Annotated in this window: 18 protein-coding genes; 11 read left to right on the top strand and 7 right to left on the bottom strand. The window is 66.5% G+C overall.

Features of this window, described 5'->3' with window-relative positions; genetic code table 11:
* Positions 1–53: 53 nt before the first annotated feature.
* On the bottom strand, positions 54–905 hold the full coding sequence (locus AC5P7F_RS13675) for a LysR substrate-binding domain-containing protein (protein ID WP_164077901.1): 852 nt from the start codon (positions 903–905) through the stop codon (positions 54–56).
* 162 nt (positions 906–1,067) lie between these two features.
* On the opposite strand from AC5P7F_RS13675, the gene AC5P7F_RS13670 reads away from it, so the two are divergent.
* The 4 genes from AC5P7F_RS13670 (at position 1,068) to betT (ending at position 4,385) form a co-directional block, all read left to right on the top strand.
* Positions 1,068–1,421 carry an SMR family transporter gene (locus AC5P7F_RS13670; RefSeq protein WP_010485170.1) on the top strand — a complete coding sequence of 118 codons (354 nt, stop codon included), beginning with the start codon at positions 1,068–1,070 and terminating at the stop codon, positions 1,419–1,421.
* Entirely contained in the window at positions 1,421–1,744 is a 324-nt protein-coding gene (locus AC5P7F_RS13665; protein ID WP_014647443.1) for a DMT family transporter, read from the top strand. The genes AC5P7F_RS13670 and AC5P7F_RS13665 overlap by 1 nt, the downstream gene beginning before the upstream one ends.
* 97 nt (positions 1,745–1,841) lie before the next feature.
* Positions 1,842–2,222, top strand: a complete 381-nt coding sequence (locus AC5P7F_RS13660) for a VOC family protein (RefSeq protein ID WP_046431075.1) — start codon at positions 1,842–1,844, stop codon at positions 2,220–2,222.
* Between the two features lie 183 nt (positions 2,223–2,405).
* Positions 2,406–4,385, top strand: coding sequence for a choline BCCT transporter BetT (gene betT / locus AC5P7F_RS13655; protein WP_049407437.1), 1,980 nt, complete (start codon positions 2,406–2,408; stop codon positions 4,383–4,385).
* Between the two features lie 110 nt (positions 4,386–4,495).
* Here betT and AC5P7F_RS13650 read toward each other — a convergent pair whose 3' ends face one another.
* Together AC5P7F_RS13650 and AC5P7F_RS13645 are read right to left on the bottom strand one after the other, a co-directional pair.
* Complete coding sequence (locus AC5P7F_RS13650) at positions 4,496–7,123, bottom strand: TonB-dependent receptor domain-containing protein (protein WP_164077900.1); 2,628 nt, start codon at positions 7,121–7,123, stop codon at positions 4,496–4,498.
* 201 nt (positions 7,124–7,324) lie between these two features.
* Positions 7,325–8,302, bottom strand: coding sequence for a zinc-binding dehydrogenase (locus AC5P7F_RS13645; RefSeq protein WP_046431070.1), 978 nt, complete (start codon positions 8,300–8,302; stop codon positions 7,325–7,327).
* A gap of 433 nt (positions 8,303–8,735) precedes the next feature.
* On the opposite strand from AC5P7F_RS13645, the gene AC5P7F_RS13640 reads away from it, so the two are divergent.
* From AC5P7F_RS13640 to AC5P7F_RS13625, 4 genes are all read left to right on the top strand, one after another.
* Positions 8,736–11,099, top strand: a complete 2,364-nt coding sequence (locus AC5P7F_RS13640) for a ribonucleoside-diphosphate reductase subunit alpha (protein WP_142234879.1) — start codon at positions 8,736–8,738, stop codon at positions 11,097–11,099.
* Between the two features lie 101 nt (positions 11,100–11,200).
* The gene (locus tag AC5P7F_RS13635; protein WP_164077899.1) at positions 11,201–12,241 is read left to right on the top strand and encodes a ribonucleotide-diphosphate reductase subunit beta; all 1,041 of its coding nucleotides are present in this window, start codon (positions 11,201–11,203) and stop codon (positions 12,239–12,241) included.
* A 13-nt stretch (positions 12,242–12,254) separates the two neighbouring features.
* Positions 12,255–12,734, top strand: a complete 480-nt coding sequence (locus AC5P7F_RS13630) for a flavodoxin (protein ID WP_041864216.1) — start codon at positions 12,255–12,257, stop codon at positions 12,732–12,734.
* On the top strand, positions 12,706–13,032 hold the full coding sequence (locus AC5P7F_RS13625) for a thioredoxin family protein (protein WP_005409967.1): 327 nt from the start codon (positions 12,706–12,708) through the stop codon (positions 13,030–13,032). The genes AC5P7F_RS13630 and AC5P7F_RS13625 overlap by 29 nt, the downstream gene beginning before the upstream one ends.
* Positions 13,033–13,119: 87 nt before the next feature.
* Here AC5P7F_RS13625 and AC5P7F_RS13620 read toward each other — a convergent pair whose 3' ends face one another.
* A complete protein-coding gene (locus AC5P7F_RS13620) occupies positions 13,120–14,451 on the bottom strand; it encodes an Nramp family divalent metal transporter (RefSeq protein WP_164077898.1) in 1,332 nt (443 codons plus the stop codon).
* 117 nt (positions 14,452–14,568) lie between these two features.
* On the opposite strand from AC5P7F_RS13620, the gene mntR reads away from it, so the two are divergent.
* Entirely contained in the window at positions 14,569–15,039 is a 471-nt protein-coding gene (mntR, locus tag AC5P7F_RS13615; protein WP_014647435.1) for a manganese-binding transcriptional regulator MntR, read from the top strand.
* 114 nt (positions 15,040–15,153) lie between these two features.
* On the opposite strand, the gene AC5P7F_RS13610 is transcribed toward mntR, so the two are convergent.
* From AC5P7F_RS13610 to fabR, 3 genes are all read right to left on the bottom strand, one after another.
* On the bottom strand, positions 15,154–15,702 hold the full coding sequence (locus AC5P7F_RS13610; protein WP_041863553.1) for a thioredoxin-like domain-containing protein: 549 nt from the start codon (positions 15,700–15,702) through the stop codon (positions 15,154–15,156).
* Positions 15,692–17,851 carry a TonB-dependent receptor domain-containing protein gene (locus AC5P7F_RS13605; protein ID WP_164077897.1) on the bottom strand — a complete coding sequence of 720 codons (2,160 nt, stop codon included), beginning with the start codon at positions 17,849–17,851 and terminating at the stop codon, positions 15,692–15,694. Before AC5P7F_RS13605 ends, AC5P7F_RS13610 begins: the two co-directional genes overlap by 11 nt.
* Before the next feature lie 277 nt (positions 17,852–18,128).
* Entirely contained in the window at positions 18,129–18,785 is a 657-nt protein-coding gene (fabR, locus tag AC5P7F_RS13600) for an HTH-type transcriptional repressor FabR (protein WP_014647432.1), read from the bottom strand.
* Between the two features lie 92 nt (positions 18,786–18,877).
* Between fabR and AC5P7F_RS13595 the strand changes: the two genes are divergently transcribed.
* Positions 18,878–19,948 (top strand): ferredoxin reductase, encoded by a 1,071-nt coding sequence (locus AC5P7F_RS13595; protein WP_046431056.1) that lies wholly within the window; start codon positions 18,878–18,880, stop codon positions 19,946–19,948.
* An 11-nt stretch (positions 19,949–19,959) separates the two neighbouring features.
* Complete coding sequence (locus tag AC5P7F_RS13590) at positions 19,960–21,108, top strand: fatty acid desaturase family protein (RefSeq protein ID WP_014647430.1); 1,149 nt, start codon at positions 19,960–19,962, stop codon at positions 21,106–21,108.
* The last annotated feature ends 1 nt before the right edge of the window (position 21,109 follow it).

The raw sequence follows: 21,109 nt of genomic DNA, 5'->3' as shown, positions 1-21,109 counted from the left end.
TGTGCCCCAGTACCGCCGGGGCACAAACGACTTAATCCCCTCCGTCCCCTTTTTCACCCCAACGCGTCGGCCCACCAGAGTGCGGCTGGGCCTGGCGGCGTGTCGCGTCGCCACAGCAGGTCGCTGTGGATGCGCCGCGGCCAGCCCGGCAGCACCAGTTCCACCAGCCGCCCACGGTCATAGCGCTGCACCAGCGCCCGCGGCAGTTCGGCCCAGCCGATGCCGTCCTCGGCCATCTCCATCACCATCAGGTAATCGGTGGCGGTCCAGGCCAGGCCGGTGACCAAGCGGGTCTGATCGACTTCGGCGCTCAGGCGCACCTGCCGATGCCGTGCCAGTTGTGCGGCGGCGCGGCGCCCGGCGCTGGCCAGCGGGTGTCCGCGCGCCACGTACACCGACAACTCGCTGTGGTGCGCCAGCGGCCGCGCCACCAGCCCATCGGGATAGCGCTCCTGCCTGGGCAGCAGGCCCAGCGCGGCGCGGCCGCCGCTCACCCGTTCCAGCACGTCCTCGCCTTCGGCATCCAGCCACTCCAGCTCGATCTCCGGGAACGCTTCGGCGAAGCGCTGCAGGATCCGCTGCTCCGGATCCAGCTGGTAGACATCGGAAAACACCACGGTCAGGCGCGGCTCGACCGGCGCGGACAGGCGCACGCTCAACTGCTGCAGGCGCGCATCGGCGGCCAGGATCTCCTGTGCGTGGCCCAGCACCTGGCGCCCGGCCTCGGTCAGCCGCGGGTAGCGCCCGCGGCGGTCGAACAGGCTCACGCCGAGGTCGGCTTCCAGGTGGGCAATGGCGGTGCTGACCGTCGACTGGGTCTTGCCCAGCCGCCGTGCCGCGGCCGAGAACGAGCCCAGCGCGGCGGCTTCCACGAAGGCCTGTAGGGATTCAGGGGAATAGGGCATTGATCCATCGCTCCTGTCGATGGAATCCATTTTGATACCACCGTAAAAGGCGATGATACTAACCCCCGTCGCCCCTGTCTGCGAGGGGCGTTCCGGACCCTCCACGCGCGGCGTGGATCCATTGATGAGGCGGCGCGGTCCCCGTCCTGCAAGGAGTCTCACATGTCCCGTACTGTTCCCGCCCGTGGCGCGCTGGTCGCCTGGGCCTGCCTGACCGTGGCGATCGTCGCCGAAGTGGTCGGCACCTCGTTCATGGCCCACGCCGCCCGCGATGGCGGCTGGACCGGTTATCTGATCATGGCCGGTGCGCTGGCGCTGTCCTACTTCTTCCTGGCGCAGTCGGTGCGTCGCATCGCGGTGGGCGTGGCCTACGCGGTGTGGGAAGGCCTGGGCCTGACCCTGCTGACCGTGGTCGGCCTCACCGTGTTCGGCGAGAGCCTGTCACTGCAGCAGCTGGCCGGCCTGGTGCTGGCGGTGGTGGGCATCGTCTGCGTCACCCTCGGGGAGGCACACTGATGAATACCCTGGCTCTGTTTTTCGTGATCTGTTCGGCGCTGATCGATGTCGCCGCGAACATGATGGTGGCCAAGTCGGAAGGCTTCCGCCGCTGGCGCTGGGGTGTCGCTGCGATCGTCATGGTCTGGATCGCCTTCGCCCTGCTGGGCCAGGCGGTGCGTTACATGGACCTGGCCACCGCCTATGCGATGTGGGGTGCGATCGGCGTGATCGGAACCGCCACCTGCGGACGCCTGTTGTTCGGCAACCGCCTGCGTCCGATCGGTTGGATCGGCATCGGTCTGGTCACTGCGGCGGTGCTGCTGCTCAGCACCGCCAAGTAGCGACGGGTCTTTTCGCGGGCGTGGCGGCACCGGTGCGGGCGATTTGCGAAGTCGCCCGCGCTCGCCGACACTGCGGCTTTCCACAAGGAGTGCCCGCATGTTCAGCCACATCACCGTTGGAACGAACGACATGGACGTCGCGCATCGCTTCTACGATGCCCTGTTCGCCGCGATGGGGGCACGTCCGGGTGTGTTCGACGAAAAGGGTCGGCTGCTGTACTTCAAGGATGGGCGGATGTTCGGCGTGACCGCGCCGATCGATGGGCAGCCAGCGTGCCATGCCAACGGCGGCACCATCGGTTTCAGTCTGGGCAGTGCAGAGGCCGTGCGTGCCTGGCAGGAAGCTGGCGTGGCTCACGGTGGTACCGCAATCGAAGATCCGCCCGGCGTCCGCAACATGTCCGGTCGGCAGGTGTTTCTGGCCTATCTGCGTGACCCGGATGGCAACAAGCTGTGTGCGGTGCATGTAATGTCGTGATCGGACAGGATGCGCGTGGCCGCGCCGCGGCCCGCGCGGGCAAGATTGCGCTCCGGCGCGCGCGTGATAACACGGAATGGTGGGCCGGGCCTGTGACCACAGGCCGCAACTTCATGCTCTGTCCACTGCGGTTCAGCCAGAATCGGTCGGCTAACCCTTTGATCTACCGGAGAACGCCGCCCCATGGATGTACTGGAGCCGCAACAATCCCCGGTGCGCACCCTTCGGCCTGTGTTCGCCTTCGCGGCGATCGTTGTCGTGGCGTTCGCGCTGTTCGTCAGCCTGTTTCCGCTCGGTGCGGGCCGCCTGCTGGTCAAGGCGCAGGACTGGGCCGCACTCAATGTCGGCTGGTACTACCTGCTGGCGATGACCCTGTACCTGGTGTTCGTGGTCGGTGTGGCGCTGTCCAAGTATGGTGGCATCAAGCTCGGCGCCGACCATGATGAGCCGGAGTTCAGCTATCTTTCCTGGGCCGGCATGCTGTTCGCCGCCGGCATCAGCATCACCCTGTTCTTCTTCTGCGTCTCCGAGCCGCTGACCCACTACCTGCAGCCGCCGCAGGGCGAACCGGCGGCGGGCGAGGCCGGGGCGCGCCAGGCCATGCAGCTGCTGTTCCTGCACTGGGGCCTGCATGGCTGGGGCGTGTTCGCACTCGCAGCGATGGCGATGGCCTACTTCGCCTATCGCCACAACCTGCCGCTGGCGCTGCGCTCGGCGCTGTATCCGCTGATCGGCAAGCGCATCAACGGGCCGATCGGCTACACCGTGGACGCGCTGGGCATTGTCGCCACCGTGTTCGGCATCGGCGCCGACATGGGCTTCGGCGTGCTGCACCTCAACGCGGGCCTGTCGCATCTGTTCAACATCCCGCACTCCAACCTGGTGCAGATCATCCTGGTGGTCAGCATGATGGGCGCGGCGGTGGCCGTCGCGGTTTCAGGCGTGGAGAAGGGCGTGCGCTGGATGGCCAACATCAACATGCTGCTGGCGATCGCGCTGGTGCTGTTCATGCTGTGCGCCGGCCCCACCCAGTACCTGCTGAGTACGCTGATGCAGAACCTGGGCGACTACCTGGGCAGCGTGGTCGGCAAGAGTTTCGATGTGTACGCCTATGGCGGCCGGCCGGAATGGCTGGGCGGTTGGACGGTGTTCTACTGGGCCTGGTGGATCGGCTGGGCGCCGTTCGTCGGCCTGTTCATCGCGCGCATCTCGCGTGGCCGCACCATCCGCGAATTCGTGTTCGGCGTGCTGCTGATCCCGCTGGGCTTCACCCTGGCCTGGCTGTCGATCTTCGGCAACAGCGCGCTGGACCAAGTCCTGCACCACGGCCAGCAGCAGCTGGCGCAGCTGGCGGTGGATGACCCACCGACCGTGCTGTATGCACTGTTGGATGGCTACCCGTGGAGCCGCACGGTGATCGCGGTGACCGTGCTGGTCAGCTTCATCTTCTTCGTGACGTCGGCTGATTCGGGGGCGGTGGTGTTGTCCACGCTGTCCTCGCACGGCGGCGCGCCGGAGGATGATGGTCCGCGCTGGCTGCGCGTGTTCTGGGGCACGGTGATCGCGGTGCTGACCGCCGGGCTGCTGCTGGCCGGCAGCATCGATGCACTGAAATCGGCGGTGGTATTGGCCTCGCTGCCGTTCTCGGCGGTGCTGCTGCTGATGATGTGGGGCCTGACCCGCGCCTTCAGTGACGAATCGCACCGCAAGCGCGCGCTGCAGTACCGGCCCTCGCCGCTGATCGGTGACGATCGCCACCATCAGGGCTGGCGCCAGCGCCTGAGCCAGGCCATGCACTTCCCGGTGCGCGACCAGGTCTACCGCTTCATGGATGACACGGTGAAGCCGGCGATGGAAGCGGTGGCCGAACAGCTGCGCGGGCAGGGCTGGGACGTGGCCACGCGCTTCGAGGCCGGCGACATGGAGCTGACGGTGAACCATGGCGAGCAGCAGGATTTCCTGTACCGGGTGATCCTGAGTGGCTACCTGACCCCGTCGTTCGCCGCGCAGCAGCTGCGCAACCAGCGCTACTACCGCGCGGAAGTGCATCTGTTCGAAGGCAGCCAGGACTACGACCTGGTCGGCTACAGCCGCAAGCAGATCATCAACGACATCATCAGCCAGTACGAACGGCACCTGCAGTTCCTGCACCTGAGCCGGTGATGCGGTGGGTGCGGACCGTTGGTCCGCACACCCCAGCAGAGCCGAGCCCATGCTCGGCTTCCTGTTGCCGAAGAGCAGCCGAGCACGGGCTCGGCTCTACAGGTGGCGCATCAGAACCGGTAGCGCGCGCCCAGCGAAACGAACTGCCCGCGCAGGTTGTACTGGCTGATGTCGAAACCGTTGGAGCCGCCGGCCGGGTCGAACGGCGGGTCCTTGTCGGTCAGGTTCAGCACCGACAGCGACAGCGTGGTGTTGGGAATGCCTTCGTAGGCCACGTACAGATCCAGCTGCTGATACGGCTTGACGCGGTCGCGCAGGCCCGGATTGCTGGTGGCCGTCGCCACGCGCTGGTCGTAGCCGCTCACGTACTGCAGGCTCAACGTGCTGCTCCAGTCGCCCACCGCCCAGTTCAGCGACGTGGTGCCGCGGGTGCGCGGCAGGGCGCCGTGGCGGTTGTTGCCGGCCCCGTCATAGGGCGCCTGGCCGGCCACCAGCGGCTGCTTGAAGCTCAGCAGGTGGGTCCAGCTGCCGGCCACGGTGAAGGTGCCCCAGCCCTCGGTGCGGAAGGTGCGGTTGGCGTCCAGGTCCAGCCCGGAGGTGGTCAGTTCGCCCTGGTTGGCGTACTGGTTGGTGATGAACTGGATGCGCCCCTGCGCATCACGCTGTACACGGCCGGGGAACAGCGTCGGGTTGTCGACGATGAACTGCGCGCTGTCCGGCTTGACCAGGTTGTCCTGCTCGATGCGGTACCAGTCCAGGCCGATGCTGGTATCGCCATCCGGTGACCACACCGCGCCCACGTTGAAGTTGCGCGAGCGTTCGGCCTTCAGGTCCGGGTTGCCGGTGCGGATGTTGGTCACGCCACGGCTGCCACCGGGCTGCAGCGGATCCAGCGGATCGATCACCGAGCCGTAGCTGACGGTCTGGCCTGGCGCGATTTCCGGCAGCGAGGGGGCGCGGAAGCCGCGCGAGAACGAACCGCGCAGCAGCAGGCTGTCCAACGGCTGCCAGCGCAGCGCCAGCTTCGGCGAGAACGCCTTGCCGAAATCATCGTAGTGGTCGCCGCGACCAGCCACCTGCAGCTCAAGCGTGCGGTGCAGCGGCACGCTCAATTCGGCGTAGGCGGCGCTGACCTGGCGCTCGCCGTTGACCACGTTGATGGCCGGGCGCAGTTCGGTGCCCGACAGCACCTGTGCACTGGTGCGCGCATCCAGTGACTCCTTGCGGAACTCGGCACCCCAGGCGAAGCCGACCGCACCGGCCGGGAGGTCCCACAGCGAGGTCGAGGCCTTGACGTTCAACGCGTGCAGCTTGTACCAGCCTGGCCGCTTGGTCTGCAGGCGCAGTGCATCCAACGCGCCCGGCGTGCTGGACGGATTGAGGAAGTTGTAGCTGCCATCGCGCAGGATCTGCTCGAACGCGTAGCGGTTGACGAAGTTGTCGACGTATTCGCGCTGCGCGCTCTGCGAGGTCAGCGCCGCCACTTCCCAGTCCCATCGCTCGCCGCTGCCGCGCACGCCGGCCAGCGCACGGTAGAACACCTGCGTGTTGTCCTTCAGGCGCGGGCCGAGATCGAAGAAGGTGTACTCGAACGGCAGCGGCGCGCTGCCCGGGTTGTTCGGGTGGCCGACCGGCAGCACCGCCGGCACGTCGATCAGGGTGCCGGTGGCCGGGTTGTAGGCACGCAGGCCCGGGCCGACGGTCAGCGGCGCGCTGAAGATCTGGTCGGCCTTGTTGTGGCTGTACAGTACGTCGGCGAAGGCTTCGACGCTGTCGTTGAAGCGGTAGGTCGCGCTCAACGACGCCTGCAGGCGCTCGGCGCCGGGCTGCAGAGTCTTGAACGGCTGGGCGTTGAAGGCGCAGGCCTGGCCGGGCAGGGTGCTGCCGAAATCGCTGTACGGGCGCAGCTGGCTGCCATCCGGGCAGTGGGCGAACGGTTGCGGTGCGCGCGGGTTGGACAGCCAGTTGCCACCGGCGGTGGACCAGCCGGCCAGGCGGCCACCGGGCTTGTCGCGGAAATCGCCGCTGCGGGTGTAGGCACGCTGGTCGGCGTCGAGGCGATCACGCTTGAGCAGGTCCAACCCGAACAGCACGTTCCAGCCCTGCTGTTCGAGATCACCGAAGCCGGCCAGCAGGTTGGCCTTGTGCTCATCGAGGCCGCCCTGGGTGGCGGTACCGAAGCCGCCGCCGACTTCCACGCCCTGGAAGTTCTTTCGCAGGATGATGTTGATGACGCCGGCGATGGCATCGGAACCGTACACCGCCGAGGCGCCATCCTTCAGCACTTCGATGCGTTCCACTGCGCTGATCGGCAGCGCGTTGAGGTCAACGAAGGTGTCCTGCGTGTTGAGCGCAAAGCCGAAGTTGGACACGCGATAGCCGTTGACCAGCACCAGCGTGTTCTTCGGCGACAGGCCGCGCAGGCCGATCGATGCAGAACCGGCGGCGAAGCTGCCGGTGTACTGCTCGTCGAAACTGTTGCCGGCATTGGCCGACAGGTTGCGCAGCACGTCGGTGAGGGTGGAGCGACCGGTCTGCTCGATCTGTTCGCGGCTGACGATCTGCACCGGGTTCGGCCCGGCGGTGTCGCTGCGCTTGATGTTGGAGCCGGTCACCAGCACGGTGCCCAGGGTGGTGCTGTCCTTGCCGGCATCGGCGGTTTCAGCGGCGCCGGCAGCGCCGGCGGTGAGGCCCAGCGCGATCGCGCCGGCAAGCAGGTTCAGGGTGGTGCGGTACATGGAAGCGACAACGCCGAACGGGGGAGGAGCCGTCAGTACCGCATGCAGGCAAGTACGCCTTCCAATGACGAAAGCGCATTCAGTTATACATCACAGGTTCTTAACGAACTGACTCGGTGGGTGCGGACCGTTGGTCCGCACTCCTCCTGGGGGTCAGATCCCTTTCCAGCGGAAAGGGATCTGACCCCGGTTGTCCTACCCTCAAGGCCGCAGCAGCACCTTGCCGTTGCGGCCCGAACCGGCGCCCGCCTTCGCTGCCTGGGTAATGTCGTCCAGTGCGAAGATCTGCTCCACCGGCAGGGTCAGTTCGCCGCTGGCCGCACGCTTCAGCAGCTCGCCGACCAGCCGGCGCTTGTCCTCCACCGCCATCGCCTGGCTGACTTTGCTGCCCCAGAAGCCCTTCACCGTGGCCTCCTTGTAGATCAGGCCACCGGCGGGAATGCGCATCGGCTCGCCGCTCATCACCCCGAACGACACCAGCGTGCCGTGGTGGCCGAGCAGGTCGACCAGGTCACCGCTGGCGTCGCCGCCGATGGAATCCACCGCGGCCGCGGCCTGTGCTTCGCCAGTCGCTTCACGCACGCGATCCTTCCAACCCTCCACCGAGGTGTCGAACACATGATCGATACCCAGCGCCTGCAGTTGCGCGACGGCATCGGCATTGCGCACCAGGTTGGCCACATGCACGCCACGCGCCCGCGCCAGCATCGCCAGCGACTTGCCCACCGCGCCATTGGCGGTGTTCTGCACGATCCACTGGCCTGCTTCGACGTGCAGGAATTCCAGCAGCATCAGCGCGCTCAGCGGCATGGCGATCAGCTGCGCGGCCATTTCGTCGGGGATCGCCTCGGGCATCGGAATCACCATGCGTGCCGGTGCAATGAACGCTTCGGCCCAGGTGCCATGCACCGAGGCGGCGGCCACCCGCTGGCCGATCTGCAGGCCGTCGACGCCTTCGCCGAGTGCATCGACCACGCCCAATGCTTCACTGCCACCGATCGCCGGCAGTGTCGGCTTGTAGCCGTAGAGGCCGCGCACGGTCAGCAGGTCGTGATTGTGGATCGAGGCCAGCACGGTGCGGATGCGCACCTCGCCGGGGCCGGGCTCGGGGAGGGTGGCATCGGCAATGGCGAGGACGTCGGCCGGGTTGCCGAAGGAAGGGTACTGGGCAGCGCGCATGGGCGGTGTTCCGCGGAAAGTTGATGTTGTACCGAACTGGGGACGCAGGCGCTGTCGACAAGGCGCCGCAGGTGCAACACGGCATCCTGCGACTGATCGTCGCGGCATGTCGTGATTGCCGCATCTTGTGTTGACGGTTCCGATTATCCCCACTATGTTGTGGTCGTCACTCCCGGTCAGCCGCCGCCGCCGGACACGCAGCAAACGTCCCGCGGCCCGCCCCTGAAGGCTTGCCGTGTCGACGCGGCCGCCATCGTGCGGACCCAGATCGCCCCCACGGCCCGGATACCGGCCGCAGGCGCAGGCTGTTGCCGACGATCTGGTGTTCCCGCGCTTTGGCATCCCACCCCGACCGCCCCGTGCGCCGGTATCGCGTGCAGGGCCGCCATGGCATCGACCGCCAACGCGCGTGCGAGCCTGGAGCTTCACCACCATGACCGACAGTACCTTCCGCGTGGCCGATCTGGCCGGCGCTGGCGACGCCTTGCGCGCCGGTGGCGAGCGCGTGCCGACCTGGATCACCAAGGAGGCCGGCAACCGCCGCCTGCCATTCGACGCCGGGCGACTGCAGCGCAGCATCGATGCGGTGCACGCCGAGTTCCCGCAGCTGGATGTGAGCGACTACCGCCGCGTGGTGCAGGCAATGGTCGAGCGCAAGCCCAGCATCAGCGCCGATGACCTGGTCGATCTGCTGATCCGCGAGGCCGAATCGCGCGTGGACCTGGTCGCGCCGGAGTGGGAGCAGTTTGCCGCGCGCATCTACCTGCGCCGCCTGTACAAGCGTGCCAGCCGCAACCGCTTCTACGATGTCGGCCTGAAGTACGGCTCCTACGTGGGCCTGCAGGAAAGCCTGGCTGACCGCGGCATCTACAGCAACGACATCCTGCGCTGCTACTCGAAGGAAGAACTGCAGCAGGCCGGCGGGATGATCGACCCGGAACGCGACCGCCTGTTCGCCTACAACGGCCTGTACCTGCTGGCCACGCGCTATCTGGCCAGCGACCGCAGCCGCGAGGTCTATGAGCTGCCGCAGGAGCGTTGGCTGACCATCGCGCTGTACCTCATGCAGGAAGAAAAGCCGCGCGAGCGGCGCATGCAGCTGGTCGGCGAGGCGTACTGGGCGCTGTCCAACCTGTACATGACGGTGGCCACGCCGACCCTGGCCAACGCCGGCAAGGTCGGGGGGCAACTGTCCAGTTGCTTCATCGACACGGTGGACGACAGCCTGCAGGGCATCTATGACTCCAATACCGACATCGCCCGCGTGTCCAAGCACGGCGGCGGCGTGGGTGCCTATCTGGGCTATGTGCGCAGCAGCGGCGCGCCGATACGGGGCGTGCCCAATTCCTCCGGCGGCGTGGTGCCGTGGATCAAGCAGCTCAACAACACCGCAGTGTCGGTCGACCAGCTTGGCCAGCGCAAGGGCGCGGTGGCGGTGTACCTGGACATCTGGCACCGCGACATCGAAGCCTTCATGGACCTGCGCCTCAACAACGGCGACCAGCGCCTGCGCGCGCATGATGTGTTCACCTCGGTGTGCGTGCCGGACCTGTTCATGGAAGCAGTCGAACGCCGTGCCGACTGGTACCTGTTCGACCCGCACGAGGTGAAGCAGGCCAAGGGCTGGTACCTGCAGGACTTCTACGACGAGAAGCGCGGCGCGGGCAGCTTCCGCGACCGCTACGCCGAACTGGTGGCCGACGAGCGCATCAGCCGGCGCACGGTGAAGGCGATCGATCTGTTCAAGCGGATCATGCTCAGCCAGCTGGAGACGGGCAACCCGTTCCTGTTCTACCGCGACGAGGTCAACCGCCGTAACCCGAACAAGCACGCCGGCATGATCTATTCCAGCAACCTGTGCACCGAGATCCTGCAGAACATGAGCCCGACGCGGATGATCCAGGAGATCGTCAGCGGCGACCAGATCGTCACCACACGCCGCGCCGGCGACTTCGTGGTCTGCAACCTGTCTTCGATCAACCTCGGTCGCGCGATCCGTGCGCCGGATGACCTGCTGGCCACCGATGTGCTGGAGCGCCTGATCCCGATCCAGGTGCGCATGCTGGACAACGTGATCGACCTCAACGCACTGCCGGTGCCGCAGGCCACGATCACCAACCGCAAGTACCGCGCCATCGGACTGGGCACGTTCGGTTGGCACCACCTGCTGGCGCAGCAGGCGATCCAGTGGGATTCACCGGATGCCGAACAACTGGCCGACCGCCTGTATGAGCGCATCAATTTCCTGACCATCCAGGCCAGCGCGCAACTGGCGAAGGAAAAGGGCAGCTATCCGATGTTCACCGGCAGCGATTGGCACAACGGGCGTTACTTCCGTGACCGCGACTACACTGGCGCCGCATGGGACAGCCTGGCGCGCGAGGTCGCCACGCACGGCCTGCGCAACGGCTGGCTGCTGGCGGTGGCGCCGAACATGAGCACCGCGCAGATCGCCGGTTCCACCGCATCGATCGACCCGATCTACAGCGCGTTCTACTACGAGGAAAAAAAGGACTTCCGGCGGCCGGTGGCAGCGCCGGGGTTGTCGCTGGAAACCTGGCCGTACTACGAGAAGGGGGCGTACAAGGTCGACCAGTTCGCCAGCGTGCGCCAGAACGCGCGTCGCCAGCGCCATGTTGATCAGTCGATCAGCTTCAACCTGTACGTGCCCAGCACGATCCGCGCCAGCACCCTGCTGGAGCTGCACCTGAGCGCCTGGCGTGAAGGCCTGAAGACCACGTACTACGTGCGCTCCAACGACATCGACATCAGCGAATGCGAGTGGTGCGCCAGCTGACCGCTGTAGCGCCGAGCCCACGCTCGGCTCCGACGCGAAGAGCAGCCGAGCATGGGCGCGGCTCTACATCTGCAACGCACGTAATACGAAGGTAGACGACCATGGCAACCCCCCTCGACCGCATCAAGATCCTCGAACCGCGCCATCCCAACCGCAGCACCGGCATCATCAACGGCCGCACCAGCGGGATCCTGAACTGGAATGACATCCCGTACCCGTCCTTCTATCGCGCCTACAAGGAGCTGTCGACCAACTTCTGGATCCCCGACGAGGTCGACATGAAGGCCGATGCGCACCAGTACGGCGAGCTGTCCGGGCGCGAAAAGAACGCCTACGACTCGATCATCGGCCTGCTGGCCACGCTCGACTCACCGCAGACGCGCTTCATCTACAACGTGGCCGAGTACATCACCGACCCGGCCGCGCATGCCAATGCCGCGATCATCGGCCAGCAGGAAGTGATCCACAACGAGAGTTACAGCTATGTGCTGGCCTCGATCACCGACCTGCCGAACCAGAACCGCGTATTTGAACTGGCGCGCACCCATCCGACCATCATCAAGCGTAACGCGCCGATCATGGGCGCGTATGACGACTTCATGCGCGAGAAGACCGCCGAGACCCTGTTGAAGTCGTTGATCCAGTCCTCGATCCTGGAGGGCATCAACTTCTATTCCGGATTTGCGTACTTCTACAACATGGTGCGGCAGAACCGCATGACCGGCACCGGCAAGATCATCAGTTTCATCAACCGCGACGAACTGGCCCATACCAAGTTCATCAGCGAGCTGATCCGCGCCATCATCGGCGAGAACCCGGAGCTGCAGACCAACGAGCTGACCGCCTATGTGCACCAGGCGTTCGAGCACGCCATCGAACTGGAAACCCAGTGGTCATCGGAAGTACTGGACGGCATCGATGGCATCGATGTGGAGGAAATGACGCGCTACGTGAAGTACCGCGCCAACAAGATGGCCGGCATGCTCGGTATCGAGCGGCTGTACAGCGACACCACCGACAACGTGATGCCGTGGATCAAGGCTTACGCCGACAACTTCACCGAAACCAAGACCGACTTCTTCGAGATGCGCAATGCAAGTTACAAGAAGACCAACGTCGACAACGGCTTCGACGACCTCTGAGTCCGGCACGGCGCTGAGCATCCTGCTGGTGGTGGCCTCACTGAGCGGCAACACCCGCGAGCTTGGCCGGCAGATTGCCGAGCGTTGCCGCGCTGCAGGCCATGCCGTGCACTGGCAGGAGGCCGACGACCTGCAGCAGGCGCCGTCCCTGGCGGCCGACGAGGCCGACCTGGTGCTGCTGGGCTGCTGGACCGACAACGCCGGCCGCACGCCTTCGGAGATGAAGGCATGGGTGGCTGGCATCGCCGAGCGCGGCGAGCGGCCGCGGCAGCTGGCGGTGTTCGGTACCGGTGAGACACAGTGGGGGCAGGAGTACTACTGCGGTGCTGTGCACCGGCTGATCCGCTACTTCCACAGCGACTATCCGCCGCTGGAGATCGAACAGATGCCGCACGGCGAGCGCCATGCCGCGGCCATCGAGGCTTGGACCGATGCGGTCCTGGCCCATTACTGGAGCAACAGCGATGCAGATCATCGACGCCACCACGCCTGAGCAGTTCCAGCAGCTGCTGGCCGAACACCCGCGCGTACTGGTGGACTTCCACAAGGACCAGTGCCCGGGGTGCCGGATGCTGGAGATGTCGCTGCACCGGGTGGCCAACAGCGTCGCGGGGCAGGGCACCACGCTGCTGCGCGTGCAGCTGGAGGTGCTGGGCGAGGCGTTCTTCAGGGAACTGGGGCTGCGGCAGACGCCGACGCTCTCGCTGTTCCGTGACGGGGACGAACGTACCCGCCTGGCAGGGTTCCAGTCGCCGCAGCAGATCGAGGCCGCGATTGCGTTGCATTTGTAGAGCCGAGCCATGCTCGGCTGCTGTTCGTGCGGTGTGCGATGAGTCGAGCATGGCTCGACTCTACACAGGCGTCCCTGGTACTTCGCGCTATGCGCCGTTGAGGGTGTCCACCAGCAGCTTCACGTTCAACACCACGATCACCAGCGCGATCACCCAAGCGATCGCGCCCAGCCAGCGCGGTGCGACCAGCGCGCCCATCGTCACCTTGTCGGTCACGATCCGTACCAGCGGGATGATCGCGAACGGCAACTGCATCGACAGCACCACCTGGCTCAGCACCAGCAGCTTCACCGCGCCCTGGTCGCCGAACAGCAGGATCACCACCACCACTGGGATGATGGCCAGCGCACGCGTGATCAGCCGACGCAGCCACGGCGGCATTCGCAGGTGCAGGAAGCCTTCCATCACGATCTGGCCGGCCAGCGTGGCGGTCACCGTCGAATTCAGGCCCGAGGCCAGCAGGGCCACCGCGAACAACGTCGCCGCCGCGCCCACACCCAGCATCGGTGCCAACAGCTGGTGCGCCTGCTCGATGTCTTCCACATCAAATCGGCCATTGGCATGGAACACCGCCGCCGCCAGGATCAGGATGCTGGCGTTGATGAACAGCGCCAGGGTCAGCGCGAGGGTGCTGTCGGTCACCGCCCAGCGCAGCGCACTGCGGCGGCCTTCATCGGTACGTGGGTAGGCGCGGGTCTGCACGATGGACGAATGCAGGTACAGGTTGTGCGGCATCACGGTGGCACCAATGATGCCGATCGCGATGTACAGCGCGTTCGGATCGGTCACCACCTGCGCGCGCGGAATGAAGCCGCCCAGCACCGCCATCACCGGCGGCGCCGCCATCGCGATCTGCACCACGAAGCAGCCGAAGATCACCATCAGCAGCGCGATCACGAACGCTTCCAGCGCACGGAAGCCGCGGTTCATCAGCAGCAGCACCAGCAGCGTGTCCAGCGCGGTGATCACCGCACCCCACAGCAGTGGCAGATCGAACAGCAGTTTCAGTGCGATGGCGGTGCCGATCACCTCGGCCAGGTCGCAGGCGATGATCGCCGCCTCGCACAGCGCCCACAACGCCAGGTTCACCGGCTTGGGGTAACGCGCGCGGCAGGCCTGCGCCAGGTCCATGCCGGTGGCGATGCCGAGCCGCGCCGACAGCGCCTGCAGGATCACCGCCATCAGGTTGGAGATGAGGATGACCGACAGCAGCAGGTAGCCGAAGCGCGAACCGCCGGCGAGGTCAGTGGCCCAGTTGCCAGGGTCCATGTAGCCGACCGAGATCATGTAGCCCGGGCCGAGGAAGGCCAGCAGGCGGAACCACCAATGGCCCTTGTCGGGCACCGCGACCGAGGCGTTGAGCGCACCCAGGCTGGCCGGAGTGGAGGCCGAAGGGTCGCGGGGCGCCAGGGTGTTCATGGGTCCGAATATAGCTTCTGCTATAGTCATTAGCAATGTGAAACAATCGTCTTTATCGTGTGACTGGTCCAGAATTCAGGTTCAACACCGGATTGCACCGGAAGGACAGGCGCAGGCGTGGGCAAGACCGACGATTCGACATCGCTGAAAAGCACCCCCTTGATCGAGGCCGAGCGCCAGGTCGAGAGCTTCCGGCAAGTGCGCGAGGCGCACCGGATGGAACTGGTGGAGGACTATGTCGAGCTGATTTCGGACCTGCTGGCCGACGGCGGCGAGGCCCGCCAGGTCGACATCGCCACCCGACTGGGCGTGGCCCAGCCCACCGTGGCGAAGATGCTGCGGCGCCTGGCCCGTGATGGCTGGGTGGTACAGCGGCCGTACCGTGGCGTGTTCCTGACCCCGGAAGGCGAGGCGCTGGCCCACGCCAGCCGCCAGCGGCACCAGACCGTGGAGCGTTTCCTGCTGGCGCTGGGCGTGGACGCAGATACCGCGCGGCGCGATGCCGAGGGCATCGAGCACCATGTGAGCGAGCAGACGCTGGCCTTGTTCGAAGCCTTCGTGCGCAAGGCCGAGGGCGAGGCGCCGTAACGGTAGCGCCGGGCCATGGCCTCCGGCCGTTCGCGCGATCCCGGTTTTTGTAGAGCCGAGCCATGCTCGGCTGCCGTTCGCACGGTGATCGAATGCGTCGAGCGTGGCTCGACTCTACAGATCGGGCGGGCAGCGCGCCTGCTGCTGCGCACACGCCCGTTTCATCCATTCCTTCAACACCGGCTGCAGGCCTTCATAGCGCCGGCCTTGCCAGCCGTTGGCCAGCACCGTGCCGTCGGCATCGATCAGTACCAGGTTCGGCGGTGCCAGCCCGGCCAATGCCTGCAGCGCCGGCATGCGCGCGGCGCGGCGCGGGTCCAGCACCGGCCACGGCATGTCCTGCGCGTGCATGTAGCGGCGCAGCGCGCTCTCGCTCTCATCCAGGCTGACGTACACCACTTCGGTATCGGCGCCGGCTTCGCGCAATGCGTCGCGCACGCTGCGCAGCGTGGGGACGAACGCATGGCACGGTGCGCACCAGTCGGCACCGAAGTACAGCGCGACCAGCTTCGGCGGCGGCGACCACTGCATCGGCCGCAGCGAGCGCTGCTCCGGCCGCATCAACGAGGCCGAGACCTGCGCGTGCAGGTCCGCAGCCACCGTCGGTGCGGCCGGCAGCACGGCACAGGCCAGCACCAACGCTCGCAGCGCTTCAGAACGCATAGCGCAGGTTGACATACCACGAGCGCGCGAAGCGCGGCCCGTAGACATAGTCGCTGTCACGCAGTGCGCCCACTTCCAGATCCTTCTGGCGCTGATCGAACACGTTCTTGACGCCCGCGGCCACCGACACTTCCTGCTGCGCCTGTGCGCCCAGGTGACGGTGCCAACGCGCCCCGAGATCGGTGACCAGGAACGAACGCGTGCGGTGCAGTTCGCCCAACCGGTTGTTCAGCACCGACATCGGCCCGGTATGGCGCAGCGCGACGAAGGTCTCCCACGGTTCGGCCGGCATCCAGCTGAGCTGGGCCAGGCCGGTCCAGCGCGGAGTCTTCAGGTAGTCGCGGCTTTCGATCACGGTGTCGCCACCGTCGCCGCTGTCGTCGAAGATGCGCTGCGGCTCGCGGAAGCGCGAGCGGTACCACGAGGCGCCGGCGGTCAGGCGCCACTGCGGCGACGGCTGCCAGCCGAGGTTGGTTTCCGCACCCAGCACGTCCGAGCCGGAGGCGTTGTAACGCAGCTGGCTCAGCTGGCCGTCATCGCTGCGCTGGATCTCGCCCAGCGCGAAGGTATCGCGGATGCGTGCATAGGAGGCGGTAGCATCCCAGCTCCACACCGGATTGGCCGGGTCCGAGCGCCAGTCGAAGCCGAACAGGGTGGTCAACGCGCGCTCTTCCTTCAGGCCATCGGTATTGCGCACGCGTACCTGTTCGCCACCGAGCGTATCGACATGCACATCCTCAACGAAGATCTCCGGAGCACGGAAGCCGGTGGCAATGCCCGCCCGCCATTTCAGGTTTGGCGTGGCCTGCCAGGCCAGCGCGATGCGCGGCGAGAACACCGCGTTGTCCAGTTCCGAGCTCTTGTCCACGCGTGCACCCAGCACCAGGTCGACGTTGTCGTGCAGGCTCCATTCGTCCTGGATGAACGCGCCCAGGTTGTGGAAGGTCGCATCCTCCAGCACCGCAAGACGCTGCCCGTCACCGGTGCGGTTGTCGTCGCGCAGCGCCTCGTGCTTGTACTGCACGCCGAAGGCCAGCGCATGCGCGCCCAGCCGCCAGTTCAACTGGCTGTCGATGTAGTGCAGCGGGTTGTGGGTGCGGCCGTACTGGCGCCACGAACGCGAGGCCGCGCTGCCGGCCACGTTGCGGTCCAGCTGCGACGGGTCATAGCCGGGTGCGGACGGATCGGTGACTACGTCGCCGAGACCGCCGTAGAAGCTGTCGCGGTCGATGTCGGCGAAGGCGTAGGCCAGGCGGAAATCGACGTCGGCAGTGATCTCCTGGTCCCACGACACACTGCCGCGCCGGTATTTCGTATCCAGCGATTCGGCGATGTTGGCCAGGTATTCGGGCTGGTCCAGGCGGTTGCCGCCGCGGCGGGTTTCATCGGTCACCTGCAGGTCCAGGCGCAGCCGCGTACCCGGCGTGGGCGCGTACCAGGCCTGCAGCCCGCCGACCTTGAGGTTCTTGCGGGTGATCTCGGTGTAGCCGTCACCGTTGTAGTCGATGCCGTTGTTCCAGTTGCGCTGGGCAATCACCGACAGGCCGGCGTCTACTTCCTTGGCCACCAGGTCCAGCCGCACGTCGGCGTTCTTCTGCGGCGTACCTTTCAGGACATCCACGCCGGCCTGCACATGGCCACCACTGCGCGCCGGCAGCGGCGGAATCAGGTTGATCACACCGGCAACCGCACCCGGGCCGTACAGCGCCGAGCCACCGCCCTTGACCACTTCGATGCGGTCGACGAACCCGGCCGGGATCTGTTCCAGGCCGTACACGCTGCCCAGCGTGGACAGCAGCGGGATGCCATCGAACAGCAGCTGGTTGTAGGCACCGGGCAGGCCCAGCAGCTGTACTTCGCTGGTGTTGCAGTTCTGGCAGTTGCTCTCCACGCGCAGGCCGTTGATCAGCTCGGCGGCGCGCGAGAAGTCGGTGGCCGCGCGCAGCGCGATGTCTTCCTTGCGCAGCACTTCGGTGCGGATCGGCACGTCCGACAGCAGGCGCTCGCTGCGGGTGGCGGTGCTCACCTTGACCTGCACACGGTCCAGTTCGGTCGGTTTCGGAGTGTCGGCCAGTGCAGGCAGCGGCAGGGTCAGGGCAATGGCGGCGGCCAGGGGCAGCCGATCGAAGAGGGGCGTGGCAACGGGCATGAGGGCGTCGTCCTTGGGGAAAGAAAGGCGGCGAGGGCGACCTGGCTGACGCATATGAAAGCAGTGGCTTATCAATATAGCAAGTGCTATATAAGGAAGCCGCAGTCATTCCGAGCGGAACGCCGACCGAGCCAGATCATGGCAGTGATATAACATTACATTTGGCAGCCGCAACCCTGCCTGTGGTCATGCACGGAGGTTGGTGTTGCCGTGTGGGCAGGGAGGTTGGGGTCAGAGCCCTTTCCCCTGGAAAGGGATCCGCCCCCGGGGGCGATCGTCAGCCGCGGCGGAACGCGGCGGGCGTGCGGGCGCCGACGATGATCATGCGGATCATCGTGGAGATCTCTTCGATCAGCTCCGGGTCCTTCTCCGGCGGCAGGTCCATGGCGGTGGCACCCATCGCGAACACCAGCCGGGTGATGGCCTTGGCCACCAGTTCCGGGGCATGCAGCACGGCGCCGTCCAGCGCGGCCAGGCGCACCAGGTCGTGCTGCAGCTCTTCCTCGAAATAGTGCAGCTCACGTTCGACCGCGTGCTTGAAGTCGTCCGAACCCACCGCGCCTTCGCGCAGCAGTACGTGCAGCAGCTTGTCGTCGGCGCGCAGCTGTTCCATGAAGGTCTCCACCGAAACCCGCACCACGCTGGTGGCGGTGGAGGTGGCACGCTGGCGGGCCTCGCCGATGATGGTCCGCAGCGAACGGCCGGCGGCGTCGATCAGCGCCACGGCCAGTTCGTCCATGTCGCGGAACTGCCGGTAGAAGCTGTTCGGCGCGATGCCGGCCTCACGTGCCACTTCGCGCAGGCTGAGCGTGGACAGGCTGCGGTGCGGCCCGATCAGTTTCAGGGCGGCGGCCAGCAGGTCCTCGCGGCTCACCGTACGGCGGGCCGGGCTGTTGGCATCTTCAGGCGTCGACAAGGCGGTGGCGGCGGCCATGGGGGTTCCGGTGGGGCGAGGCTGAATCATACCCAATCCGGTTCAATATACACATGTATACACAGGTGTATGTGCGCCCGTATAGTTCGCCCATGAGCGCTGTCGTCCGTCCGTCCCTGTTCTCTCCGTACCGCTGGGTCTCGCCGTCGCTGTTCGATTTCTGGGCGGGCCAGCTCAATCCCCTGTGGACCCTGCGCGAGCCGGTGGCCCGCCTGGTCCGGCGAGAGCCGGCCGGCGAGGGCGCGGCGACCCTGGTCCTGCGCACCAACCGGCACTGGGCCGGCATGCGCGCCGGCCAGCACGTCACCCTGGGCGTGGAGATTGAAGGGCGCCTGTGGCAGCGCAGCTACAGCCCCACCGCACTGGGTCGGCGCGAGCTGGCGATCACCGTCAAGGCGATCGACGGCGGCCTCGTCAGCCAGCACCTGGTCAACCACGCGCAGCCGGGCGAACTGTTCCGCCTCGATGCCGCCTTCGGCGAGTTCCACATGCCGGCTGCGGCGCCGGTGTTGCTGCTGGCTGCCGGCAGTGGCATCACGCCGATGCGCAGCCTGTTGCGCGACGCCTGCCAGCGCCCGCTGGCAGCGCCGGTGGACCTGTTCTACTGGGAACGCAGCGCCGCCCACCTGCAGTTCCGTGATGAGCTGCAGGCGTTGGCCGCCAGCCAGCCGAACCTGCGTGTGCATCTGCTGACCACCCGCGAAGGGGATGTGCCCGCCGCACGTATCGATGCCCACGACCTGCAGGTGGCGGGCGATGACACCCCGTTGGCGCAGCGCCATGTGCTGGCCTGCGGCCCGGACGGCTTCGTTGCCGCCGCCCGCGAACGCCTGGCGCACCAGGTTGCCGGTTTCCAGGCGGAAGCGTTCACTCCTCCCGCACCGCTGCGTGACGCCAGCAGTGAAGGGGAGGTCGTGCTGACGCTGGCGCGCAGTGGCCGCCAGCTGAGCGTGCCGCGTGGCAGCTCGTTGCTGGAAAGCCTGGAAGCCCATGGCATCAAGCCCAGGCATGGCTGCCGCATGGGCATCTGCAACACCTGCAGTTGTGACCGCGTCAGTGGCGCCACCCGCCACCTGCGCACCGGCGACCTGCAGTCCGAATCGGCGCAGCCGGTACGGATCTGCGTGAGCGCACCGACCACCGACCTGACCCTGGATCTCTGAGGACGCCTGCCATGACCCGCGCTACCGACCGTGCCCTGAGTACTGCCGAGATGCATGCCTTCGGTGAGGAACTCGACGCGATCCGCGACCGTGTGATCGGCAGCCTCGGCGCCTCCGATACCCGCTACATCCGCCGCGTGGCCGCCGCCGTGCGCTGGTTTGGCGTGGGGGGCCGTGGCCTGCTGTTCCTGGCGGCGTTCTCGCCACTGTTCTGGATGCCGCTGCTGTGGCCGGCCGCGATCACCGGCACGCTGCTGCTGGCGCTGTCGAAGATCCTGGAGAACATGGAGCTGGGCCACAACGTCATGCACGGCCAGTTCGACTGGACCGGCGACCCCAAGCTCAACGGCAATACCTATGAGTGGGACATCGTTGCCACTGCCGACAACTGGCGCAAGACCCACAATTTCCGCCACCACACCTATACCAACGTGCGTGGCATGGACGATGACATCGGTTATGGCCTGCTGCGCATCTTCCCGGAGCAGCGCTGGAAGCCGTTCTACCTGCTGCAGCCGATCATCGCGCCGATCTTCGCGCTGCTGTTCCAGTGGGGCGTGGCCGCGCAGGACCTGCGCCTGGGCCGCTGGCTGAAGGGCCGTATCAGCGGCCGTGCGATGTGGCTGCAGACCCGCCCGGTGGCGCGGAAAATGGCCCGCCAGGTGCTGAAGGACTACGTGTTCTTCCCGCTGCTGGCCGGCCCGTTCTTCCTCACCGTGATGCTGGGCAACATGGTGGCCAACGGACTGCGCAACATCTGGACCTACGTGATCATCTTCTGCGGCCACTTCACCGCCGAATCGGAAACCTTCCCGAAGGAATGCCTGCGCAATGAATCGCGCGGCCACTGGTACCTGCGCCAGCTGCGCGGTTCATCCAACATCAGCGGCGGCTTCCTGATCAACGTGCTGTCGGGCAACCTCAGCCACCAGATCGAGCACCACTTCTACCCGGATCTGCCAGCCAACCGCTACGCGGCCATTGCCAAGGAAGTGAAGGACATCTGCCGTCGCTACGGCCAGCACTACAACAACGGCTCGCTGCCGCGCCAGTTCGGCCAGGTGGTCTGGCGCATCCTGCGCCACGCGTTCCCGAGCAAGCCGCGCCGCCTGCCGATGTCGGACATCATGTCCGCACCGGCATCGGCCAACGCGGGCTGAT

Source organism: Stenotrophomonas sp. YJH_SMC_105-26 (assembly GCF_059368915.1).
The sequence above is the reverse complement of the archived record's forward strand: the minus strand, read 5'-3'. Positions and strand labels throughout refer to the sequence as shown.

What these genes read in the sequence shown, in the direction of transcription:
- AC5P7F_RS13675 (WP_164077901.1), bottom strand. Translation starts at nt 905, where the DNA reads ATGCCCTATTCCCCTGAATCCCTACAGGCCTTCGTGGAAGCCGCCGCG.
- AC5P7F_RS13670 (WP_010485170.1), top strand. Translation starts at nt 1,068, where the DNA reads ATGTCCCGTACTGTTCCCGCCCGTGGCGCGCTGGTCGCCTGGGCCTGC.
- AC5P7F_RS13665 (WP_014647443.1), top strand. Translation starts at nt 1,421, where the DNA reads ATGAATACCCTGGCTCTGTTTTTCGTGATCTGTTCGGCGCTGATCGAT.
- AC5P7F_RS13660 (WP_046431075.1), top strand. Translation starts at nt 1,842, where the DNA reads ATGTTCAGCCACATCACCGTTGGAACGAACGACATGGACGTCGCGCAT.
- betT (WP_049407437.1), top strand. Translation starts at nt 2,406, where the DNA reads ATGGATGTACTGGAGCCGCAACAATCCCCGGTGCGCACCCTTCGGCCT.
- AC5P7F_RS13650 (WP_164077900.1), bottom strand. Translation starts at nt 7,123, where the DNA reads ATGTACCGCACCACCCTGAACCTGCTTGCCGGCGCGATCGCGCTGGGC.
- AC5P7F_RS13645 (WP_046431070.1), bottom strand. Translation starts at nt 8,302, where the DNA reads ATGCGCGCTGCCCAGTACCCTTCCTTCGGCAACCCGGCCGACGTCCTC.
- AC5P7F_RS13640 (WP_142234879.1), top strand. Translation starts at nt 8,736, where the DNA reads ATGACCGACAGTACCTTCCGCGTGGCCGATCTGGCCGGCGCTGGCGAC.
- AC5P7F_RS13635 (WP_164077899.1), top strand. Translation starts at nt 11,201, where the DNA reads ATGGCAACCCCCCTCGACCGCATCAAGATCCTCGAACCGCGCCATCCC.
- AC5P7F_RS13625 (WP_005409967.1), top strand. Translation starts at nt 12,706, where the DNA reads ATGCAGATCATCGACGCCACCACGCCTGAGCAGTTCCAGCAGCTGCTG.
- AC5P7F_RS13620 (WP_164077898.1), bottom strand. Translation starts at nt 14,451, where the DNA reads ATGAACACCCTGGCGCCCCGCGACCCTTCGGCCTCCACTCCGGCCAGC.
- AC5P7F_RS13610 (WP_041863553.1), bottom strand. Translation starts at nt 15,702, where the DNA reads ATGCGTTCTGAAGCGCTGCGAGCGTTGGTGCTGGCCTGTGCCGTGCTG.
- AC5P7F_RS13605 (WP_164077897.1), bottom strand. Translation starts at nt 17,851, where the DNA reads ATGCCCGTTGCCACGCCCCTCTTCGATCGGCTGCCCCTGGCCGCCGCC.
- fabR (WP_014647432.1), bottom strand. Translation starts at nt 18,785, where the DNA reads ATGGCCGCCGCCACCGCCTTGTCGACGCCTGAAGATGCCAACAGCCCG.
- AC5P7F_RS13595 (WP_046431056.1), top strand. Translation starts at nt 18,878, where the DNA reads ATGAGCGCTGTCGTCCGTCCGTCCCTGTTCTCTCCGTACCGCTGGGTC.
- AC5P7F_RS13590 (WP_014647430.1), top strand. Translation starts at nt 19,960, where the DNA reads ATGACCCGCGCTACCGACCGTGCCCTGAGTACTGCCGAGATGCATGCC.